The 18,960-nt window shown below is 40.7% G+C and carries 20 protein-coding genes and 1 pseudogene; all 21 read right to left on the bottom strand.

The window, feature by feature from the left end; translation table 11 throughout:
• Positions 1-291: 291 nt before the first annotated feature.
• Entirely contained in the window at positions 292-1,299 is a 1,008-nt protein-coding gene (locus tag V7164_RS04755; RefSeq protein WP_335344644.1) for a histidinol phosphate phosphatase domain-containing protein, read from the bottom strand.
• The gene (locus tag V7164_RS04750; protein WP_335344645.1) at positions 1,293-2,081 is read right to left on the bottom strand and encodes a DeoR/GlpR family DNA-binding transcription regulator; all 789 of its coding nucleotides are present in this window, start codon (positions 2,079-2,081) and stop codon (positions 1,293-1,295) included. The genes V7164_RS04755 and V7164_RS04750 overlap by 7 nt, the downstream gene beginning before the upstream one ends.
• On the bottom strand, positions 2,078-3,082 hold the full coding sequence (locus V7164_RS04745) for an ABC transporter ATP-binding protein (protein ID WP_335344646.1): 1,005 nt from the start codon (positions 3,080-3,082) through the stop codon (positions 2,078-2,080). Before V7164_RS04745 ends, V7164_RS04750 begins: the two co-directional genes overlap by 4 nt.
• Entirely contained in the window at positions 3,079-3,858 is a 780-nt protein-coding gene (locus tag V7164_RS04740; protein WP_335344647.1) for an ABC transporter permease, read from the bottom strand. Before V7164_RS04740 ends, V7164_RS04745 begins: the two co-directional genes overlap by 4 nt.
• Complete coding sequence (locus tag V7164_RS04735) at positions 3,855-4,691, bottom strand: ABC transporter permease (RefSeq protein WP_335344648.1); 837 nt, start codon at positions 4,689-4,691, stop codon at positions 3,855-3,857. Before V7164_RS04735 ends, V7164_RS04740 begins: the two co-directional genes overlap by 4 nt.
• 120 nt (positions 4,692-4,811) lie before the next feature.
• Positions 4,812-5,639 (bottom strand): alkaline phosphatase family protein, encoded by an 828-nt coding sequence (locus tag V7164_RS04730; protein ID WP_335344649.1) that lies wholly within the window; start codon positions 5,637-5,639, stop codon positions 4,812-4,814.
• Positions 5,629-6,684 carry an ABC transporter substrate-binding protein gene (locus tag V7164_RS04725; RefSeq protein WP_438824086.1) on the bottom strand — a complete coding sequence of 352 codons (1,056 nt, stop codon included), beginning with the start codon at positions 6,682-6,684 and terminating at the stop codon, positions 5,629-5,631. The genes V7164_RS04730 and V7164_RS04725 overlap by 11 nt, the downstream gene beginning before the upstream one ends.
• A gap of 337 nt (positions 6,685-7,021) precedes the next feature.
• Positions 7,022-8,488: a SulP family inorganic anion transporter gene (locus tag V7164_RS04720; RefSeq protein WP_335344651.1), complete on the bottom strand. Its 1,467-nt coding sequence runs from the start codon at positions 8,486-8,488 to the stop codon at positions 7,022-7,024.
• Between the two features lie 386 nt (positions 8,489-8,874).
• On the bottom strand, positions 8,875-9,258 hold the full coding sequence (locus V7164_RS04715; protein WP_335344652.1) for a VOC family protein: 384 nt from the start codon (positions 9,256-9,258) through the stop codon (positions 8,875-8,877).
• 569 nt (positions 9,259-9,827) lie between these two features.
• The gene (locus V7164_RS04710; RefSeq protein ID WP_335353497.1) at positions 9,828-10,436 is read right to left on the bottom strand and encodes a histidine phosphatase family protein; all 609 of its coding nucleotides are present in this window, start codon (positions 10,434-10,436) and stop codon (positions 9,828-9,830) included.
• On the bottom strand, positions 10,430-11,152 hold the full coding sequence (locus tag V7164_RS04705; RefSeq protein WP_335344654.1) for an ATP-binding protein: 723 nt from the start codon (positions 11,150-11,152) through the stop codon (positions 10,430-10,432). Before V7164_RS04705 ends, V7164_RS04710 begins: the two co-directional genes overlap by 7 nt.
• A complete protein-coding gene (locus tag V7164_RS04700) occupies positions 11,149-11,643 on the bottom strand; it encodes an ECF transporter S component (RefSeq protein ID WP_335344655.1) in 495 nt (164 codons plus the stop codon). The genes V7164_RS04705 and V7164_RS04700 overlap by 4 nt, the downstream gene beginning before the upstream one ends.
• Complete coding sequence (locus tag V7164_RS04695) at positions 11,644-12,228, bottom strand: cob(I)yrinic acid a,c-diamide adenosyltransferase (protein WP_335344656.1); 585 nt, start codon at positions 12,226-12,228, stop codon at positions 11,644-11,646.
• 93 nt (positions 12,229-12,321) lie between these two features.
• Positions 12,322-12,753, bottom strand: coding sequence for a bifunctional adenosylcobinamide kinase/adenosylcobinamide-phosphate guanylyltransferase (locus V7164_RS04690; protein WP_335344657.1), 432 nt, complete (start codon positions 12,751-12,753; stop codon positions 12,322-12,324).
• Complete coding sequence (locus tag V7164_RS04685; RefSeq protein ID WP_335344658.1) at positions 12,705-13,310, bottom strand: histidine phosphatase family protein; 606 nt, start codon at positions 13,308-13,310, stop codon at positions 12,705-12,707. The genes V7164_RS04690 and V7164_RS04685 overlap by 49 nt, the downstream gene beginning before the upstream one ends.
• Positions 13,268-14,059: an adenosylcobinamide-GDP ribazoletransferase gene (gene cobS, locus V7164_RS04680; RefSeq protein WP_335344659.1), complete on the bottom strand. Its 792-nt coding sequence runs from the start codon at positions 14,057-14,059 to the stop codon at positions 13,268-13,270. Before cobS ends, V7164_RS04685 begins: the two co-directional genes overlap by 43 nt.
• 142 nt (positions 14,060-14,201) lie before the next feature.
• A pseudogene (locus tag V7164_RS04675) lies at positions 14,202-14,921 on the bottom strand (cobyric acid synthase); the annotation flags it as partial.
• Between the two features lie 2 nt (positions 14,922-14,923).
• On the bottom strand, positions 14,924-15,496 hold the full coding sequence (locus V7164_RS04670; protein ID WP_335353496.1) for a bifunctional adenosylcobinamide kinase/adenosylcobinamide-phosphate guanylyltransferase: 573 nt from the start codon (positions 15,494-15,496) through the stop codon (positions 14,924-14,926).
• Entirely contained in the window at positions 15,478-16,554 is a 1,077-nt protein-coding gene (cobD, locus tag V7164_RS04665) for a threonine-phosphate decarboxylase CobD (RefSeq protein WP_335344663.1), read from the bottom strand. The genes V7164_RS04670 and cobD overlap by 19 nt, the downstream gene beginning before the upstream one ends.
• Positions 16,529-17,494 (bottom strand): adenosylcobinamide-phosphate synthase CbiB, encoded by a 966-nt coding sequence (gene cbiB, locus V7164_RS04660; RefSeq protein ID WP_335344667.1) that lies wholly within the window; start codon positions 17,492-17,494, stop codon positions 16,529-16,531. Before cbiB ends, cobD begins: the two co-directional genes overlap by 26 nt.
• Positions 17,491-18,960 carry a heme ABC transporter ATP-binding protein gene (locus V7164_RS04655; RefSeq protein ID WP_335344664.1) on the bottom strand — a complete coding sequence of 490 codons (1,470 nt, stop codon included), beginning with the start codon at positions 18,958-18,960 and terminating at the stop codon, positions 17,491-17,493. The genes cbiB and V7164_RS04655 overlap by 4 nt, the downstream gene beginning before the upstream one ends.

The raw sequence follows: 18,960 nt of genomic DNA, 5'->3' as shown, positions 1-18,960 counted from the left end.
ACTTTCCTATTTTACCACTTTGTGAATTAAGAAAGGGAGTGATTAAGGTGTGATTTATTGAGGAATATTTTTCAAACATTCGCCCATTACTTTATATGTATGTAAAAACATCATGCGTGGAAACTAAATTTTGTTTTTACAAGCTTTGCACAGTTAATTTTATCTCAAAAAAGAATTACAAAAAACTATTTTATTATTTCAATTTAATTAAAAATAGTTTATTAAATAATGAAATTTCGGTATTTTTTTATAAGATAGTAATTCCCTCTTATCAAAAAAAACAGACCCCTTTTACTGGATCTGTACCATGATTCTTTCTCTTTGCTTAAAGGTTGCTAGCTTTGGAGCACCTAATTGCTGCAATAATGACTTGTTTTCTGCAACATATTTACCAAGATCGTCTGGAAAGTGTGAATCAGAAGAAAGAGTAATGGGCACACCTTTCTTGACGATTGTCTTTAGGAAATCTACGGATGGACACATCTCCTTAACTGGATAGCGATAATATAGACCCGCATTCACTTCTGTAGCCGTATTCGTTTCTAATAGTGCATCTGCTATACGTTCATACCATTCTTGATTAAATGATTCATTGTTTACTTTGAAATTAAATACTTTTAAATTATCTAAATGGGCAACAAAATCAAACATCTTTGACCGAATCATTTTTTCAACGGTTTCATAAAAACGTGTATATAACTTGGTTAAATCTTGCTTTTCAAAGTGAGATACGGTTTGTGGATTATCAAATCCCCATCCATCTACAAAATGAACAGAACCGATCACATAATCCCATGGTTTTCCTTCTAAAAGGGCTGCAAGCTCCTGCTCTTGCCCGACAAAATAATCCGCTTCAATGCCTAACTTTAATGAGACACCTTCATTTTCCCAGCGCTTTTTTGCTATTAAAATAGCTTCTACGAATTCGTCCATCTTTTCCGTCATGACACTTTTCAACCAGTATGACTGCAATGCACCAATTGAATGAGATGGGTCTAAATTCAACGCGGTTTCAAAATAATTCTTCGTTTCTTGAAAGCGATACAAATGATCGACAATGCCAACTTCCTTCAAACCGACTTCCTTTGCTTTTTTCAAATATAAATCCAACCATTCTTGACTATAGCAGCCAGCATTCAATCGTTTGTGCAGCTGATTCATTTCGTATTCAATCTTTGCTTTCGACCCACGTTCAAGTAATTCAATTGGTTGAAAATATCCAAGAGCTTTCGCCGTTCGTTCAAGCCAGCTAAACGAATATGGTCCTTCTTCTAGATGTACGTGATAATCGATTAACATTCCACTTGACTCCCCTTTGCGATTGTCCATTTCGTGTACGATTCTTTCCATTCTTTCGGACATAGCTGATCACTTATAACTTCATCGAATTGGCCCGCCTGAGCGAAAGAAAAAAATGAAGGAACACCTATTTTCGATGAATCCGCGAGCAAAATACATTTCTTACTGCAAGCCATCATTTTCGCTGAAACGAGCGATTCATCTAAATCATAATCATAGATTGTATCTGCAACCATTCCACCACAGGAAATAAACGCTTTATCCATATGCATATGACTTAGCCATTCGAGTGTCATAGCACCTGAGACTGAGGATTGCGCGGGATTCGACACCCCACCTAGCATGATAACCTTTCCAGTCACTCGCTTTTCTTCAATCGCTTGATTAAACCGATCGGCTGCAGCAATTGAATTCGTTACAATGGTTAAATTCTGCAAATTTTGAATGAAATCAGCAATATGAACCGTTGTCGTCCCAACATCGATCGCAATCGTATCTCCATCTTCAATACGTGATATCGCTTCTAAAGCAATTTGTACTTTTTCGATCCGATTGATATCAAGCTTTCGTAAAAAGGCTTGTTCTTCTTCTAGTTTTGTATACAGGACAGCGCCCCCATGTACTCGAGTTAACTGTTCAAGCTTCTCTAGCTCGTTCAAGTCTCGGCGAATCGTTTCTGGCGTCACAGAAAACGCTGTCGCCATTTTTGCAACGGATACACGCTTCTCCTCTTTCACCCATTGAATAATTAAACGATGTCGTTCTTCCTTTATTTCATTCATGATAAAGCAATAACATCCTCTGGTTCGACAAATAATTGATATTCCATCCCTTGCACAAAAGTAGGGGCACGGTGATGCAATTGTTCCGTCGTAAATTGCTTGTCATTGGCATAAAATGTTGTCCGGATCACATTTCCATTCATAACTGAATCACCGGCAATTGCTCGTAATGGGTAAGAGGAGGGTTGTGATTGTATATGAATCGATTCTGGGCGAATCGCGTATTTATCAGCAGACATCGCTAAATTTTTCTCAAACAAACTTCCTAGTTGCTCCTTTGAAAAAACATTATATCTGCCAATAAAGTTGGCAACAAATTCCGTTTTAGGCCTTGTATAAATTTCAGATGGTGTTCCTTCTTGCGCAATTTTCCCCTTATTCATGACGAAAATGCGATCAGAAACAGACATTGCTTCTTCTTGGTCATGTGTAACAAGAATCATCGTCATATTCAGTTCCCGTTGAATCATGCGCAGTTCGACTTGCAAATGCTTCCGTATTTGTGCATCAAGCGCACTTAACGGTTCATCAAGCAACAATACTTTCGGACGAACAACGAGTGAGCGAGCAAGTGCAACCCGTTGTTGCTGACCGCCGGAAAGCTCATGCGGATACGCCTTTTTCTTTTCTTGCAGACCAACGAGCTCTAACATTCTTTCTACACGTTCTTCTACTTCATTTACTGGTTTTTTGTTCATTTTTAAACCAAATGCAACATTTTCAAACACTGTCATATTCGGAAATAATGCGTATGATTGAAATACCATCCCCACTTTGCGCTTTTTGGGCGGAATGTTCTTCATGTCTTTTCCATCGATCATCACCGTACCGCCGGTTGCATCTGTTAGACCGGATAATATTCGCAAGATTGTACTTTTCCCACAGCCACTTGGTCCAAGTAGCGTAACAAATTCACCATCTTGAATATTCATATCAATTCCAGTCAGAACATTTGTATCTCGATATTGTTTATGGACGTCTTTTAACAATACATGACTCATGCACGTGTCATCCCTTTCGCTTTATTCGTTAATACCGCCATCACCATCGTCAAAATCCCCATTAACACGATGTATACGAGCACAATTGCACTCGCAATATGACCGCTTGTACTTAATTTCGCCATTAAATAGATTTGAACGGTTTCAAAGCGAGAACCAACCACAAGGTTAATCAAAACAAATTCGCCAAATAATACGGAAAACGATAACAGTGCTGATACGAATAACCCTGGATATACTGCTGGAAGCAGCACTTTACGGAAAGCGTCCATTTTTGAAGCACCTAATAATTCTGCCGCATCCATTAATTGACGGCCTTGCACATTCCTCAAGCTATTTCGTGTTCCTTGGTACATATATGGGAGCACACTGATGACATATACTCCGACTACAGCGAGTATCATTGGCAAACTTGTGCCTGAATAAAATCGAATTAATCCAACTGCTAGAATAACACCTGGGAAGGCGTACACCATCACAATACTTGCTTGAAACCACTTTTCTAATGATGGAAAATATAAGACGATTACGAAAATCGCCGGTACAATAAACAAGATCGAAATGATAACTGCTCCTCCAGAAAGAAGTACAGATCGGCCGAACGCCTCGATAAAGCGAGCATCTTGAAAGAGCATACTAATCCATTCGAACGTTAAGCCTTCAGGTAAAATGGTTTTATTCCATTCTGTTGAAAATGCATACAAAGCTGTTGCGAGAATTGGCAAAGCTAAATATATTCCGATCAGGGTGAGCATAATGATTGTAAATTTTTTCATCGCTTCAACAAATCCCTTCTCGTTTTTTTGACAAGCCATTCACTAAGCGACATAACAATTATCATGATCATACCAAGCAGAACGGCAATAGCGCTCGCTAATTCTGGTTGAGCAAAGATATCTCCTGTAATCAATGCCCCGATCCGAATAGCCGCTAAGTTAAAATTACTCCCCGTTAAAGCATAAGCAGATGCATAGGCACCCATCGCATTGGCGAACAAAATGGTAAACGTTCCTGCAATACCTGGAAAGATAATAGGAAGACCGATTTTTCTCCAAAATACAAGCGGTGAAGCGCCTAATAAAGAAGCGGCATCTTTCCACTGCTGCTGTATTCCGTAATAAATCGGATATAAAAGCATAATTGCCAGAGGAAGTTGAAAATAAATATAGATGAGTAAAAGCCCTGACCAACTATAAAGCGAAAAGGATAGGTCCCAGCCAAACGAATGAAGTGCTAATGTAAAAAGACCGCTATTTCCAAGCAACACAATAAATGCAAAAGCAAGCGGAACACCTGCAAAGTTAGAGGTTAAATTGGACAAAATCAATAACCTTTCGCGGATTTGTTCGGGAAAATATGTCATCGCAAACACCCCAAGTAAAGAAACAACGAGGGCAATGAATGCTGAAACGACAGACAAAGCGAAACTATTTTTAAACCCTTGTAAAATATAAGAGCTTGATAACGCTTCTTGATAATGTTCTAACGTAAACCCATGACTATTAGAAAAACTGCTTACCAACATGTAAACGAGCGGGACGAGAAAAAAGAACGTCATCAATAAAGCGAACGGAACTAATATAAGAAGTACGCTTTTTTTTCCATTCATAATCATGTTGTCTCCCTTTTTATCGCAGATTAGTAACTAACCATCAATGGGGGGATGGCCGATGAAGAAACGCCATGTCCATTATGTTAGAAACCCCCAGTGATAGAAGTTTCTTTCACATTATTGATCGACTAGACCCGGCATGAGCAGAGGAACCATTGCTTCAGAGGGATCGATTCCAAGTAAATGACAGGCAAGTGGCGCCAATTGCAGCTGTGAAACGACCTGCTCTTGAATAATCGGTTTCACTTTATTAGAGGCAATAAATAGCGGAACATGACGATCATCCGTTGTATTCCCACCATGATTCCCATCAGCCGTCATCCCATGGTCAGCTGTTACGATGATGTCATAACCAAGGTCCATCCAAATAGGCAACGTCTGTGCCAATAGGGCATCTGTAGCCAAAACGCGATTTCGATATTGAACCGAATCGGCTGTAAATTTATGTCCATCATCATCTACATTCATCGGATGAATATAGAGAAAATCCGGATTTTTTTCTGAAACAAGCCATTGAGCTTCGGCAAATAAGTGACTATCTGGGTAATGATCTTCAAAATAAAACAGTCCATTTTCAATAGGTGCATCCTTGTCCAATTGAATTCGATCGATACCATGTCGAAAAGGCGCATGACTATAAAGTTCGCTTACCCAATAATAAGCAGCTGCAGCGGTTTTCTTCCCGCTGCGTCTTGCTAAATGAAATAGACTTTCTTGCGTCGATAATCGAATGACTCCATTCCCGACAATGCCATGAACGAAAGGTGATGTTCCAGTTAAAATAGTTTCGTATAAAGGTCGAGATAGCGAAGGGACTTCCGATTTCACTTCATAACGCGCGACCCTTCCTTGTTCAACCAAATGCTGCATAAATCCCATATGTGAACATGCCGTATCAAAACGTAACGCATCCACAACGATCATGATTAAACGATTATTTGACATGGATTAACACCTGTTCTTGCCACATTTGCGGAATCTTTTTTGTTGTGTCTTCCCAAGCTTTTTGATCGCTCACTGGTTGAGCATTTTTATACATTTCATTTGGTAATAAAAGAGATTGAACTTCTTTTGATAACTTAACGTTTTCACGAATTGGACGAGCATATCCTTTTGCTAAATTTTCTTGCCCCTCATCAGAAAGAATGTATTCACGAGCTAACATCGCCGCATGAGGATTTTTTGCGTACTTGTTAAGAATAGTGGCATAACCAGATGTAACAGAAGCCTCTCCTGGAATCGTTACGTCAAAACGCGCTTCATCAATTTGTTTACGATAGCCCAGTGCGTTAAAATCCCAAACTAAAGCAACATCAATTTCACCTTTTTCAAGATTAGCTACACTTGGATCCCCAGCAGATAATCGGCCTTGTTTCGCTAATTCTGCAAAGAAATCAATACCTGGCTGAATATTCTTTTCGTCTCCGCCGAATGCATAGGCAGCTGCTAGAATAGCAAATTGTGCTTGGTTTGCTGTTAGGGCATCCCCTATGCTAACTTTGTAATTGCCATTTTTCAGATCTGCCCAAGACGCAGGTGCATTTTTCACATTATTTTTATCGGTAATAAAAGACATCGTGCCTGTATATCCAACAATCCAGTCTCCATTATCATCTTTTGCCCAAGCTGGAATGTCATCCCAGTAAGATGTTTTATAAGCAAGCGTCAAATCTTGCTCCTCTGCTATCGGTCCAAAGGCAATTCCAACATCACCAATGTCAGCTGTTGCATCTTTCTTTTCTGCTGCAAATTTCGCTAGCTCTTCAGCACTAGACATATCTGTATCCGAATGTTGCAAATTATACTTTGCTCCCAACTCATCCCATGTTTCCACCCAGTTTGCCCAAGTATCTGGCATCCCAACTGAATTTACTTTACCTTCTGCTTTTGCTTTTTCTTCTATTTGAGCCAATGTCAATTGGTTATAATCTGTTTCTTCTCCTGCGCTTAAATCATTATTGCTATTGTTTGAGGAACAAGCTGCTAACATAGAAATAGTCATTACACCGATGATTCCTTTTTTCCAATTACGAGTCCAAGACATGGTCATTTTCCTCCTGAGATGTTTGTTTTTGTTTTGTTTTACAATATAAATATACAAAACAAATATTAAGCAAAAACCCTTCAAACACTAATCCTTTGTAAACTTCAATTTACAAACCATTTACATCCCACATTTGATTAAGTTAAAACATAGGAAACTATCAAAATAGTAATTGCAAGTGGAAGATGGTGTGAAATTTGATATCATTTTATATACCTAAAGCAAAAGGGACTGTCCAAAGTCAGGTTAATTGACTTTGGACAGTCCCAGTTTTTTATTACCTTTAGTGTTCTGATAGTTTCGCCCCATGCTTTTGATGAATAGCCAAACGGTCTATTAAATGAGAACTTGGAGCATTTAACCCAACAAGCCGAACGGATGCCCCATTTTCCCGCAACTTTATAACAATTTTATCAATAGCTGCTACAGCTGAATCATCCCACACATGCGCTTCACTAAAATCAATTTCTACATTCTGATCGTTGCTGCTAAAATCGATATAAGAAAGCAATTCATTTACAGAGGCAAAGAAAACCTGCCCCTTTACAGCGTAAACTTTCTTATCCCCAACTACTTTTGAAGTAACATAGACTTTTGAAATTTTTGCTACGAAGAAAATCGCACTTAAAATAATTCCTGCAAATACTCCGATTGATAAATTATGAGTAAATACAACCGTTACGACTGTAGTAACCATTACAATCGAGTCCGTGGCAGGCATCTTTGCCATTCCTTTAATAGAAGACCAATCGAACGTTCCAATAGATACCATAATCATGACGCCTACAAGAGCCGCCATTGGGATTTGAACAACCACTTTTCCTAAAACTAAAATAAGGAACATTAAGAACGTCCCTGCAACAAGAGCTGAAAGTCTTCCTCTACCGCCAGATTTAACATTGATAACGGATTGGCCAATCATGGCACATCCAGCCATTCCGCCAAAAAGGCCAGCGACAATATTCGCAATTCCCTGTCCGCGGCTTTCGCGGTTTTTATCACTAGCAGTATCTGTCATGTCATCTACGATAGTAGCAGTTAGTAATGTTTCTATTAAACCAACAATAGCTAAGCCAATTGAATAGGGAAAAATAATTTTTAACGTTTCAAAATTGAAGGGAACATCCGGGATTAAAAAAGCAGGCAGAGATGAGCTAAGGGCTCCCATATCTCCTACCGTTCTGACATCACTCTTCGTCATAATGGCAATGATTGTAATAACTATTATTGCCACTAGTGGAGAAGGAACAACCTTAGTCATTCTCGGAAAAAGATAGATGATGGCAAGTGCTCCAGCAACCATTGCATACATTACCCAATTGGCTCCAACAAATTGCTCTAGCTGAGCCATAAAAATCAAGATCGCTAACGCATTAACAAAGCCAATCATTACCGATCTCGGAATAAATTTCATAAAACGGGCTAACTTAAGAACACCAAATAAAATTTGGAATATTCCCGTTAAAATGGTCGCAGCAAATAAATACTGTAAACCATGATCCGCAACAAGTGTAACCATTAGCAATGCCATTGCCCCTGTTGCAGCAGAGATCATCCCTGGTCTGCCTCCAAATATTGCAATCGTAACAGCGATACAGAAGGAAGCATAAAGTCCAACCATAGGATCGACCCCAGCAATTATTGAGAAAGCAATCGCCTCAGGTATTAGAGCTAAGGCAACGACAATCCCAGAAAGAATATCTCCGCGAATATTGCCGAACCATTGTTCTTTAGTTGTTTGTACTTTCAAATAAACACTCCTTTTTTTGAACCTTATACACTTATTTGCATTCGGAACTTGTTTTGAATAAAGCGACTTCGAACTCTCATCGAAGTCAGGGCCGTTAAAAACAAAAACCATCTTACCATATATTTAGAAACTGCAATATAAGCGGAAGCGTTTAAATAGGGCTGGATCTTTAATATTCACTAATAATCTCGTTTTTTAGATGGTTAGAAAAAAATTATTTTAATAAAGAAAAACCCACCATTTTGCTGGCGGGCGAAATCTCTCATTTAGTTTTAATTAATCGTTTGATTAGTTTGATTTAACCCCATGGTTGACCTTAATTAAACGTTTGATTAATTTTAATTAATCGTTTGATTAGTTTAATTAATCGTTTGATTAGTCTCCTCTCACCCTATCGGAGAACAAATCTCAATATAATGTCCATCAGGATCCTCGACATATGCAACTTTTTGACCCCAAGGCTTTTCAACCGGTTCCATAAGGATGGATACCCCTTCTTCACGAAGGCCTTCAACAACTCCCTCTACGTCCTCCGTAACAAATCCGAGTTCAAAGGTTTGTTCCTTTCTAATACCATTTGGAATCGGAAGACTTGTAACCTCACGTCCCCCTTCTCTTGTGTTAAAAGATAGAACTGTAGATCCTGTGTTAAATTCTATATAAGTTCCAAATTCATTCATTAGCTCTAAACCTAATAAGTTTTCGTAAAAATGTTTTGTTTTATCAAGATTTTCAACATATAAAATGACATACCCTAACTTTAGATTCATGAACTCACCCGCTTTATTTTTTTCAATACTTTCTTAAAATTCTCTACGTATGAGCCAATTCCCTTTTTATTTACATGTGATATACGAGTGGATAAAGCTGAAAAAAAGGTAATGGCTGAATTAATAAGCTATGATTCCCGTTTTTTCCTTTTTTCACTCCGACCGGTCACCATTAGTGCTCTTTGATTACCGAATCCAGGCCTTTTTCAACCCGTTCGGGCACCATTAGTCCTCTTTGGTTACCGTTCCTGGCCTTTTTCAACCCGTTCGGGCACCATTAACACTCGTTGATTACCGCTTCATACCTTTTCCACCCCGATCGGTCATCATTAGCGCTCTTTGATTACCGATCCTGGCCTGTTTCAACCCGTTCGGTCACCATTTGTCCTCTTTGATTACCGATCCTGGCCTTTTTCAATCCGCTCGGTCACCATTAGTCCTCTTTGATTACCGTTCGATTCCTTTTTCACTCCTAACGGTCACAATTAACCTAGAAATAAGTACCAGTTCTGCTGAGTTCGACAACTCCCCCTAAAAGAACAAAAAACTAGACTTACTAATAAGCAAGTCTAGTCGCAATGTGCTGTACAGCCTTCCAAAATTAATTCCATTTTTCCATGCTGAATCTTAATCGTTGTAAGACTCGTTCCATGGATGAAAGGGGGGTTCCAAATTTCTTCAATAGGGGCATTTCTGCATAAAAGATAAAGTGCTTTGATCACGACTCCATGTGTAACAACGAGAACATTTCCAGAAGGAGTGGCTTTTTCTAGCTCTAATAAAAACTCAAGTATACGCTCTTTCACATCAGAAAAGCTCTCTCCACCCACACTTTCATACAAAGCCGGCAAATTCCAGTAAGCATGAAAATGATTTGGATATTCCTTCTCAATATCCGCTTCCACTTTCCCCTGCCAATCTCCCAAATGGATCTCCATCAATCTTTCATCTGTTTCAATAGCCACTGCTCTTTCCCCAACAACTAACTTAGCTGTTTCTAATGTTCGATTGCTAGGGGAGGAAATAATCCGCACGAAATCTGTCTCCCTTAGTCTATCTCCCAATGATCGCGCGTCTTTCTTGCCCTTTTCTGTCAAATCAGAATCTAGCCGCCCCTGCATCCTTTTTTGCGTATTCCATTCCGTTTCCCCGTGTCTAATCACAAATAAATTTAACATTTGATCACTTCAACTTTATGAAAATATGGACCAGCCGCGGCCTTGATATCTTCCTTTTTCTCTTGGCTAAAAGCAGCCAGAAAACAAGTGGACGGTCCCGATGATTTTTTCACATCTAAATCGGCAGCTATCTCAGTCTCCCTAAATGTCCGATTCACAAACAATTGGTTCATTTCATAGAGAATCCCTTTCGAGCCTACAGGCAACAGGATGACACCCTCCAATAAACAAAATTGCTTAAATAAAGATAGAGGCGCGACTTCCGCTTCTAACTCGACAACCTCATTTCCAACCAATGGCTTACCAATAACCGCAACCATCGTCTCCTCTGAAAACTTCAAACTATGATCAACAGTATCGTTCTTCACCTTTCCAAGAACAGTTAACCCAACTGCTGACTGTACTAGCGAAAAGTTACTTTCCGTACTGCCATTAATCTGAATCCCCTCTAAACCGAGCTCTTCAATCCCTCGATTAATACCGTCCATTAATAGGTTCCAAGCATGTTCTCCACAAAAATTCTGTACCGTAACGGCAAAGGGCTTACCCCCTGCTGCCATACACTCCATAACCGCTACTCGGAAGCTATAATAAGCTACCGTCTCATAAGGAACTTGGACTTCATCCATCTCCTTTAATCCAATCCCTCCGCTATTATCACTAGCCATGACAAGAGATTCTTCCCCATTAAAAGGGATGATCAGCACATCCCTCATTCGTATGTTCTCACTCTAGAGAGCATAGGCTCGACCAATCGGGCTAGTCTCGGAATTAGAATGAAGGCCAGGACTGTATTCAAGGCAGAGCCAATTAAAAGAGACGGCACAATAGACAAATAAAATGCTTCACTAATTAAAAACATAAATGGAAGCGGCGCGGCAAACGAATTGCCAAGAATAAAGAACATACCTGCCTGCCACTTCATCCCTTTTCGGTAAAGAATGGCAAATACGTAGGCTAGGATGGCCATCTCAACAGCAACAATTCCATGAAACGGCCCCATCGGCATCCCGCCTAGCAAAGCTGACAGCAAATGCCCCATAGCCCCAACGACAGCACCCGAAGGACCACCTATTATGGCCGCGGCAAGCAGCGCAGGAAATGCATCCAATGCCACGCTGCCGATAATCGCAGGAATCTTAATGGCTGCACCAATGGCTGTCAATGCCACTAATAAAGCAATTAAAGCCATTTTCATGCTTTTCATTTATTTATCCTCCTTGCGTTTCCCTTCACGAAAAACCTTCGCACTTCGGATATATTCAACATCCTTTTCATTCAAGCGGAAATTGATGACCCTGGCCAACGCAAAGAAATAATCTGATAATCTATTTAAATACTGCTGGGCTGCCTCTGGAATTTCAGGGTCTGCCTTTTTTAAAGAAACGACTAATCTCTCCGCTCTTCTCGTTACCGTTCGAGCAATATGGATCGATGCTGCAGCAGGTGTTCCTCCTGGTAAAATAAATCTCTCTAACTTAGGTGCCTCTTCAATTAATTCATCAATCTTCTTCTCCAAGTATTCAACGGATTCCTTTTGTAGCTTTAGCTCACGATCTTTCTTAACATTCGCTAGGTCGCCGCCACAGTCAAATAATTCATGCTGGATTTTTTCCAAGTCATTCAAAATATCCTTAAATTTGTCTTGTTCCAGCTGTGCCATTGCCTGACCAACAAAGCAGTTCACTTCATCAACCGTTCCGTACGTTTCAACCCGAATATCATCCTTATCCACTCTTCCGCCGATAATGCTTGTTTTCCCTTTATCACCTGTACGCGTGTAAATTCTCATTGTCACTGCCCCTTTATAAATGAATGATTTTATGGCAACCTGTAAAGCTTGTAATACCTTTAGAATGAATCTCTTACATTCATAGCTAATTTCTTATTTTAACCGTTGGCTAATCCCATACCAGATTAAATCTACTCGCCCTGCTGCTCGAACGGCATCCTGATAAGCCCAGCCGGTCAGGTCTCGCCACTTACGATCTTCTGCAAGCATCGGAACAATTCCTTTATTCATATCTGTTCCTATTAATATTATTTTTCTGCGCGGATCTTCATTCTCCCAATTAATCCACTCAGAAAGCTGAAGCTGCCATTGCTTCCGTGCTTGACCGATTTCATATTGACCTGATAACTCCTTTAGCCAAGCTTCAATTCCTTCAAGAATAACGATTGGATCATCATCAAATCTCAATGGAGCGAGTTCATGTTTATTACAGGAAATCCATAAATGAGGAGTATCCTCTAATTGATAATATTCTGTTACCCATCTAGATTTGCCATTAAAGGCGCCTCCCGTAACAAAGTGCATCTTTCACCCCTCCTAAGATCTTCCCGATTCCAGATGAGCTCATAGCCTTTACCATGGGGGACTTCCCATTCCCAAAAGCCCTTTTCCATCGGTGCCCATTTCGTTAATAATGCCCGGATGACCCCTCCATGTGTGACAATTGCTGCTTTTTCCAAAGAAAGGTTATAAATTATATCGGTCACCTTGCTCCAGCCTAAATCCACTCGTTCAGAAAACTCATCAAACGATTCTCCCGCTGACGGCTTTTTGGTAAAGGAATCGGAAAGCCAATGCCGATATTCCTGATCATTCTCAAGCTCTTTATATGTTTTTCCTTCCCACCCGCCAAAGTTCATCTCCCGAAATTCTTCCATTCTATGAACCGTGTCATTAGGAAACATCATGTTTGCCGTCTCTAAGCATCTTCCTAAATCACTTGAAAAGAGATAATCATATTTTTCCGAAACTCTTTCTACTTTTTGACATAGGGGTGAATCCGTCCAGCCAAGATAAGCTTGTCGTTTATTTGCCTCTGTCAGCCCATGGCGAAATAATGCAATAACCACAATGTCATCCATAGCAGCACCTCCGTCCCCTCTACACTTGCTCCGAGCACATCCCCTGTCATTCCGCCAAACCAGCTACTAATTTTTTTTCGTAAAAAAAGAAAAAGGAATCCTGAGACAAAAATAAAGAAGAGCATCCCCCAAATGACTTCCTTTAGAAAAACTGCTGCAATGATAAGCAAAATGACGATATAAATCGGATAGACAACGAGGGTTCTTTCATTAGCCGCTTGTTTAAACAGCGTGCCCAAGCCTTCTTTTTTAGCCGGTTTCACTTTTAATAACAAAACACCCATCACTATTTTGCTGAAAAACGGCAGCAATGCGATCATCACATATGAAACCGAATGGATCATTTGGATAATCTCATAAATAAATAGAAAACGGGCGCTTAATAATACGATGACAGATAACACACCAAAGGCACCTGTCCGCGGGTCACTCATGATTTCAAGCCTTTTCTCTCGGTCCCGATAAGAAAAGAACGCATCACTTACATCCATCCACCCATCAAGATGGATCCCGCCAGTCAACATAATCCCCGCAAGCCACACTGCAAATGCAGCGGTTAAAAGAGAAAACGGAGTCCAGTGGAGAAAGCCATAAAGAATCAATGCATATATGACCCCTTGTATGAGGCCCAGAAGCGGAAAAGTCTTAATCGATTTTTCAAGATGGGCTTTATCCATTGACAGTTCGAAAGGGATTGGAATCGAAGTAAAAAACTGCAGGTTGATAAGTAATCCTTTAAACCACTTCATCAGCCATACCCCAGCTAAAAATAATCTCCTCTAACCTTTCCCAATCGAGATGCTCCAATAATCGGGAGGAGAGTTCGTCATACTTCTCATCCTCTAATTCATTGGGACGGGATGCTTCGATAACAAAGGCTTTCCCGGTAGGCATTGAAAGAGAGTCTTCCTCTTCAATCATATGATTTTCTACATAAGGAAGAACGCCCAGAACAGGAACACCCGTCCTTTCCTCCAGCCATTCCACTCCATCCTCGAATAACGTAGGGTCACCGCGAAACTTATTGATAACGAGCCCCTTCACCCTGGCTCTTTCTGCAGCAGAAAGTAACTCTAATGTGCCGACAATGCTGGCAAAGACACCGCCTCTTTCAATATCTGCTACTAATATCACCGGAACATCAGCCATTTCGGCAACCTTCATATTAACAAGCTCTTTATCCTTTAAATTGATTTCAACCGGACTCCCTGCTCCTTCCATCACAAGCAGGTCAAATTCTTTTGATAAATTCTCAAGCGCCGTTTCAATCGTTTGCAATCCCTTTTCGTAAAACAAATCCCGATAGCCTTTTCCAGAGACAGTCTCCAAGGTCTGCCCGAGTAAAACAATTTCTGAATTCTGATTGGGCCTTGGCTTCAATAATATAGGATTCATCCATTCAGTAGCCTCTGTTTTGGCTGCTTCAGCCTGCAGTCCCTGAGATCGGCCTATTTCCTTGCCGCCCTTAGTTATATAAGAAAAATTGCACATGTTCTGTGATTTAAATGGTGCTACTTTATAGCCTTTATTAGAAAACGCCCGGCAAAGGGCAGTAACAATTAAGCTTTTCCCCACGTCTGAAGCTGTTCCCTGTATCATAATCCCTTTCATGCTCATTCTGTTCCTTTCATCAGGATGGGAATGCCTGCCTCCACAAGAAAAGCTTGTTTAGCTTTGGCAACGATTTGCTGATGGAGCTGACCAAGCATTCTCCTATAAATGAAGACTAACTCATTGCTCCCTTGCGGTTCATTTAATACTTCATTGCTGACGACAATGAGCCGATGGCAATTTCGCGAAATCTGTTCAAGTCCCTCTAGAATCCCTTGCATGACCTTTTGTTGAAATTCAGGTTTCATCCATTGCTCATCCACACTAAAGAACTCATTATTTAATAGAGTTGTTAAACAGTCTAACAATATAATATCTGTATTGGTAAAGACACCCGAGAGTTCTTGCAGCTTAGTGGGCTTTTCCCACGTCTGCCAGCTTAAGCCACTATTCAGACGGTCCTTTTGATGCCGTTGGATTCTATCCTTCATCTCCGAATCACTCGCTTGTCCTGCAGCAACGTAATGAAGCTGTCCGCCTGTATTTTCCGCTTCACCTGCTGCAAGCTGTTCAGCGAAGCTGCTTTTTCCGCTCCGAACACCGCCGCTAATAAAGATTATGGACGACTCCGCCATTCCTCTATCGCCCCCATAAGTTTGTCATTCTCCTTTGGACCCTTTATTGCAAAACGCAGCCAGGCACCTTCTAGTCCTGGAAAATTCATCGTATGCCTTGGAATGATTCCTTTTGAGAGTAAAAATTGAAAAAGCGGAAGCTGATTTTGAACCAATGGGTCCTTTAATAAATAAAAGTTAACTCGTGAAGGGGATAGCATTAACTCTTTCTGACTATAAAAATTAAATAGTCTTTCTCTTTCCCTATCAATTAACTCCCTAATTTCCTTTACATAAGATTCACTTTCAAGACACCATTCTCCTGCCTGTAAGGCAAGTGCGTTTATGCTCCAATGCGGCTGAAAGCTTGCCAAATGATCAATGATGGCTTGATTTGCCATCACGTATCCTAATCGCAAACCTGGTATCGCAAACATTTTCGTCATGGATCGAATGATAAGCAAGTTCGAGAACTCATATATGTAAGGAACCATTGACTCATACTCGGAAAGGAAATCATAAAAGGCTTCATCCATAATGAAAAGGCAATTTTGTTTTTGACATTCATTCATCAGTTCAATCAGTTGAGACTTAGAATAATAAACACCTGTTGGATTGCATGGATTACACAGAAATAATGCGTCCGTATAGTGCAATTTTTCTGCTAGCGCTTCTACATTCAATTCCCATTTGTCTGGATTCAACTGATGATAATCGATCGTACAGCCGTTAATCCGGCACGCTTCTTCATATTCTGAAAAAGCTGGCTGAACGATCATAACTCTTTTTCCGGCAAGCATCCTACCGATAAGTGAAATCAGCTCCGCTCCCCCATTACCAATTAATATTTGTCTTTCCGATAGGTTTTCTTTTTCAGCCAGTTTCTTTTTAAACTTCTGTCCCTTTGGATCGGGATAATCAGCTATCAAGGAAAAAAGCTCCCCCCATTTTTCCTTCAAGATCGGAGGTGGGCCCAGCGGATTAATATTTGCGCTAAAATCAATCATATGATCTGGCAGCGGCATATTTAATGCAGTAAATAAATACTGAGGATTAGAACCATGTACGGGCCAATTCAATGAGCATTCCTCCTATCCACAGCAAGAATAAAAAGATTGGAATAGTACGTGTAACAATATGATTTGTCTTAAGAATATGCTCTTTTTCAAGTTTAAAAATCGGATCCCCCATAGTTGCCCGATTCGAAACGATTCCTTTGTAATAATTGATGCCGCCGAGCTGAATACCTAATAGCCCAGCAACCGCCGCCTCTCCCCAGCCAGAATTTGGGCTTGGGTGTTTTTTTGCATCACGTAAAATAATTTCCTGCACTTTTTTCGTACTAGTGTGCAAAGAACGGTTTCCAAACAGCATGCAGACAGACGTCAGCCTGCTCGGAATCCAGTTAACCGCATCATCTAGACGGGCAGAAGCCCAGCCAAAGTCTTCATATTTCTCGTTGCGGTAGCCAACCATCGAATCACATGTATTAATCGCCCGATAAATAAGTGCAAGAGGAGCTCCTCCAATTAACGCCCAGAAAAGCGGAGCCGTAATCCCATCACTCGTATTTTCAGCAACGGTTTCAACGGTCGCTCTTACAATTTCAGGCTCGTCTAGCCTATCAGTATCCCGGCCGACTATATAAGATAGCTTATGTCTAGCCTCCGCGAGATCTCCCTTTTTCAAAGGATTGTAAACAGTCAGAGCAGCCTCTTTTAAACTTTTTTGTGCAATGGCGGTTGAAATCAAAATAGCTTCCCCAAGTATGCCAGCAAGCGGATGGATCCCATACATGACATTGACAAGCAGGAGAGATATACCACCTACTGTCAGTAAAACTGTTAACAGCATGACTGTTCCTTTTAATCTTCTCGAGCTTCCTTTATTCCAGCTTTTGTCTAATTTATAAATAAGAGAACCCATCCATTTAACAGGATGCGGATAGTGTGGCGGGTCACCTACGACTAGATCGATTAGTATGGCAATCGTCAGGGCAATCAGGTGATACAATATCATTTCTTCACCCTTTTTCTGCTCTTTTGAATCGCTTCCTTTGTACATTCATAGACGCCTTTACCGATCATTTTTCCAAGCGGCGTGATGGTGCCGGCATATTCTAGCTTCTGGCCTCTTTGAGTAGATGCAATTAATATACTGTCTGTCGATGTTCCTGTGGCGATTGTGCCTGTAACAGGGTCCTTTACTTCTAGGTCTTGCAACGCTTTTACCTTTGCTTCCGTAGCAGTCATGATGCTCTGGATAATGGCCTCCTCCGTCATGTCTCCGCTGACAAAAACCCATGTATTAATCGTACCCGGCTGTAATTGAAAAGCATGTTCATCAGCTTTGGCTGCGTCAACAGCGTTTCCTACACCTGCTGTTACAATAATAAACGCTGCAAAACTTTCTTCTTGATAAAGCTGATAGCTCACATCCTGAAGCATGACGGCTGTCATCATGCCCACGGTTTCTCCTGGCTCAAACCCATGAGCCTTTAGATACTCAACCATCTCTTTCCGATGATCACTGCAGTCATAATTTTTATCCACATGGCGATTCACAAATAGTTGATGCCAACCTGTTCCGGAGCCAACAACTCCCGATGACATTGTTCGAAGAGGGATAGGCGACCGGAAAACAACATGTTGATCAGAAAGCTCTAGATAACTTTCATCTAGGCATAAACATTCCTGATCTCTTGCTAAGTCTTCAGGGAGTAACACCATTTGAGGGGCAGGCACCTTTGGATGGGGATGCTTTTCAATCTTCGTCTTGTAGACCCCTCGTATTCGGTCTTCCCGCAAAACTTCATTTGGTGTGTCGTTTATATTAATTTCACCCTTCTCTAACAGCAAAAGCCGGTCACAATATAAACCTGCTAAATTCAAATCATGAAAAATAGAGACAACCGTCAGGCCGCGATTTTTTGTCCAGCTTTTTAATAAATCAAGCAAATCCTTTTGAAAGGAAAGATCGAGATGGTTCGTTGGTTCATCCAGCAGCAAAATTTCAGGCTCCTGCGCCAGTGCCTGTGCTAAGAAAACCCTTTGTCTTTCTCCACCTGAAAGCTCATGAAGATTATGGCTTTCAAAATGCCCAACGCCTGTCTGTTCCATTGCCTGCTTTACTATCTGTTCGTCCTCCTGTGACCACGAATGAAACCATCCCTTTTGATGAGCATACCTCCCTAAAGAAACCGTTTCCTTTACGGTATAGGAAAAGCTTTGATTGGAATGCTGCGACAGAACAGCAATGATTTTCGCCAATTCTTTTGTGGAGTAATCACTTAATGATTTTCCTTTTAATAAGACCTCCCCGCTGCTAAAAGGCAAAATGCCGCTAAGCATTTTGAGCAACGTTGTTTTTCCGCTTCCATTCGGACCTAATATCCCGAATAACTCTCCTTTTTCCAGTTCAAAGGATACATTCTTGATGACAGAATCTCCTGTATATCCTCCTGTTATCTGTTGGACGCTGAGCAT

Source organism: Bacillus sp. JJ1474 (assembly GCF_036965225.1).
GTDB lineage: Bacteria > Bacillota > Bacilli > Bacillales > Cytobacillaceae > Cytobacillus.
The sequence above is the reverse complement of the archived record's forward strand: the minus strand, read 5'-3'. Positions and strand labels throughout refer to the sequence as shown.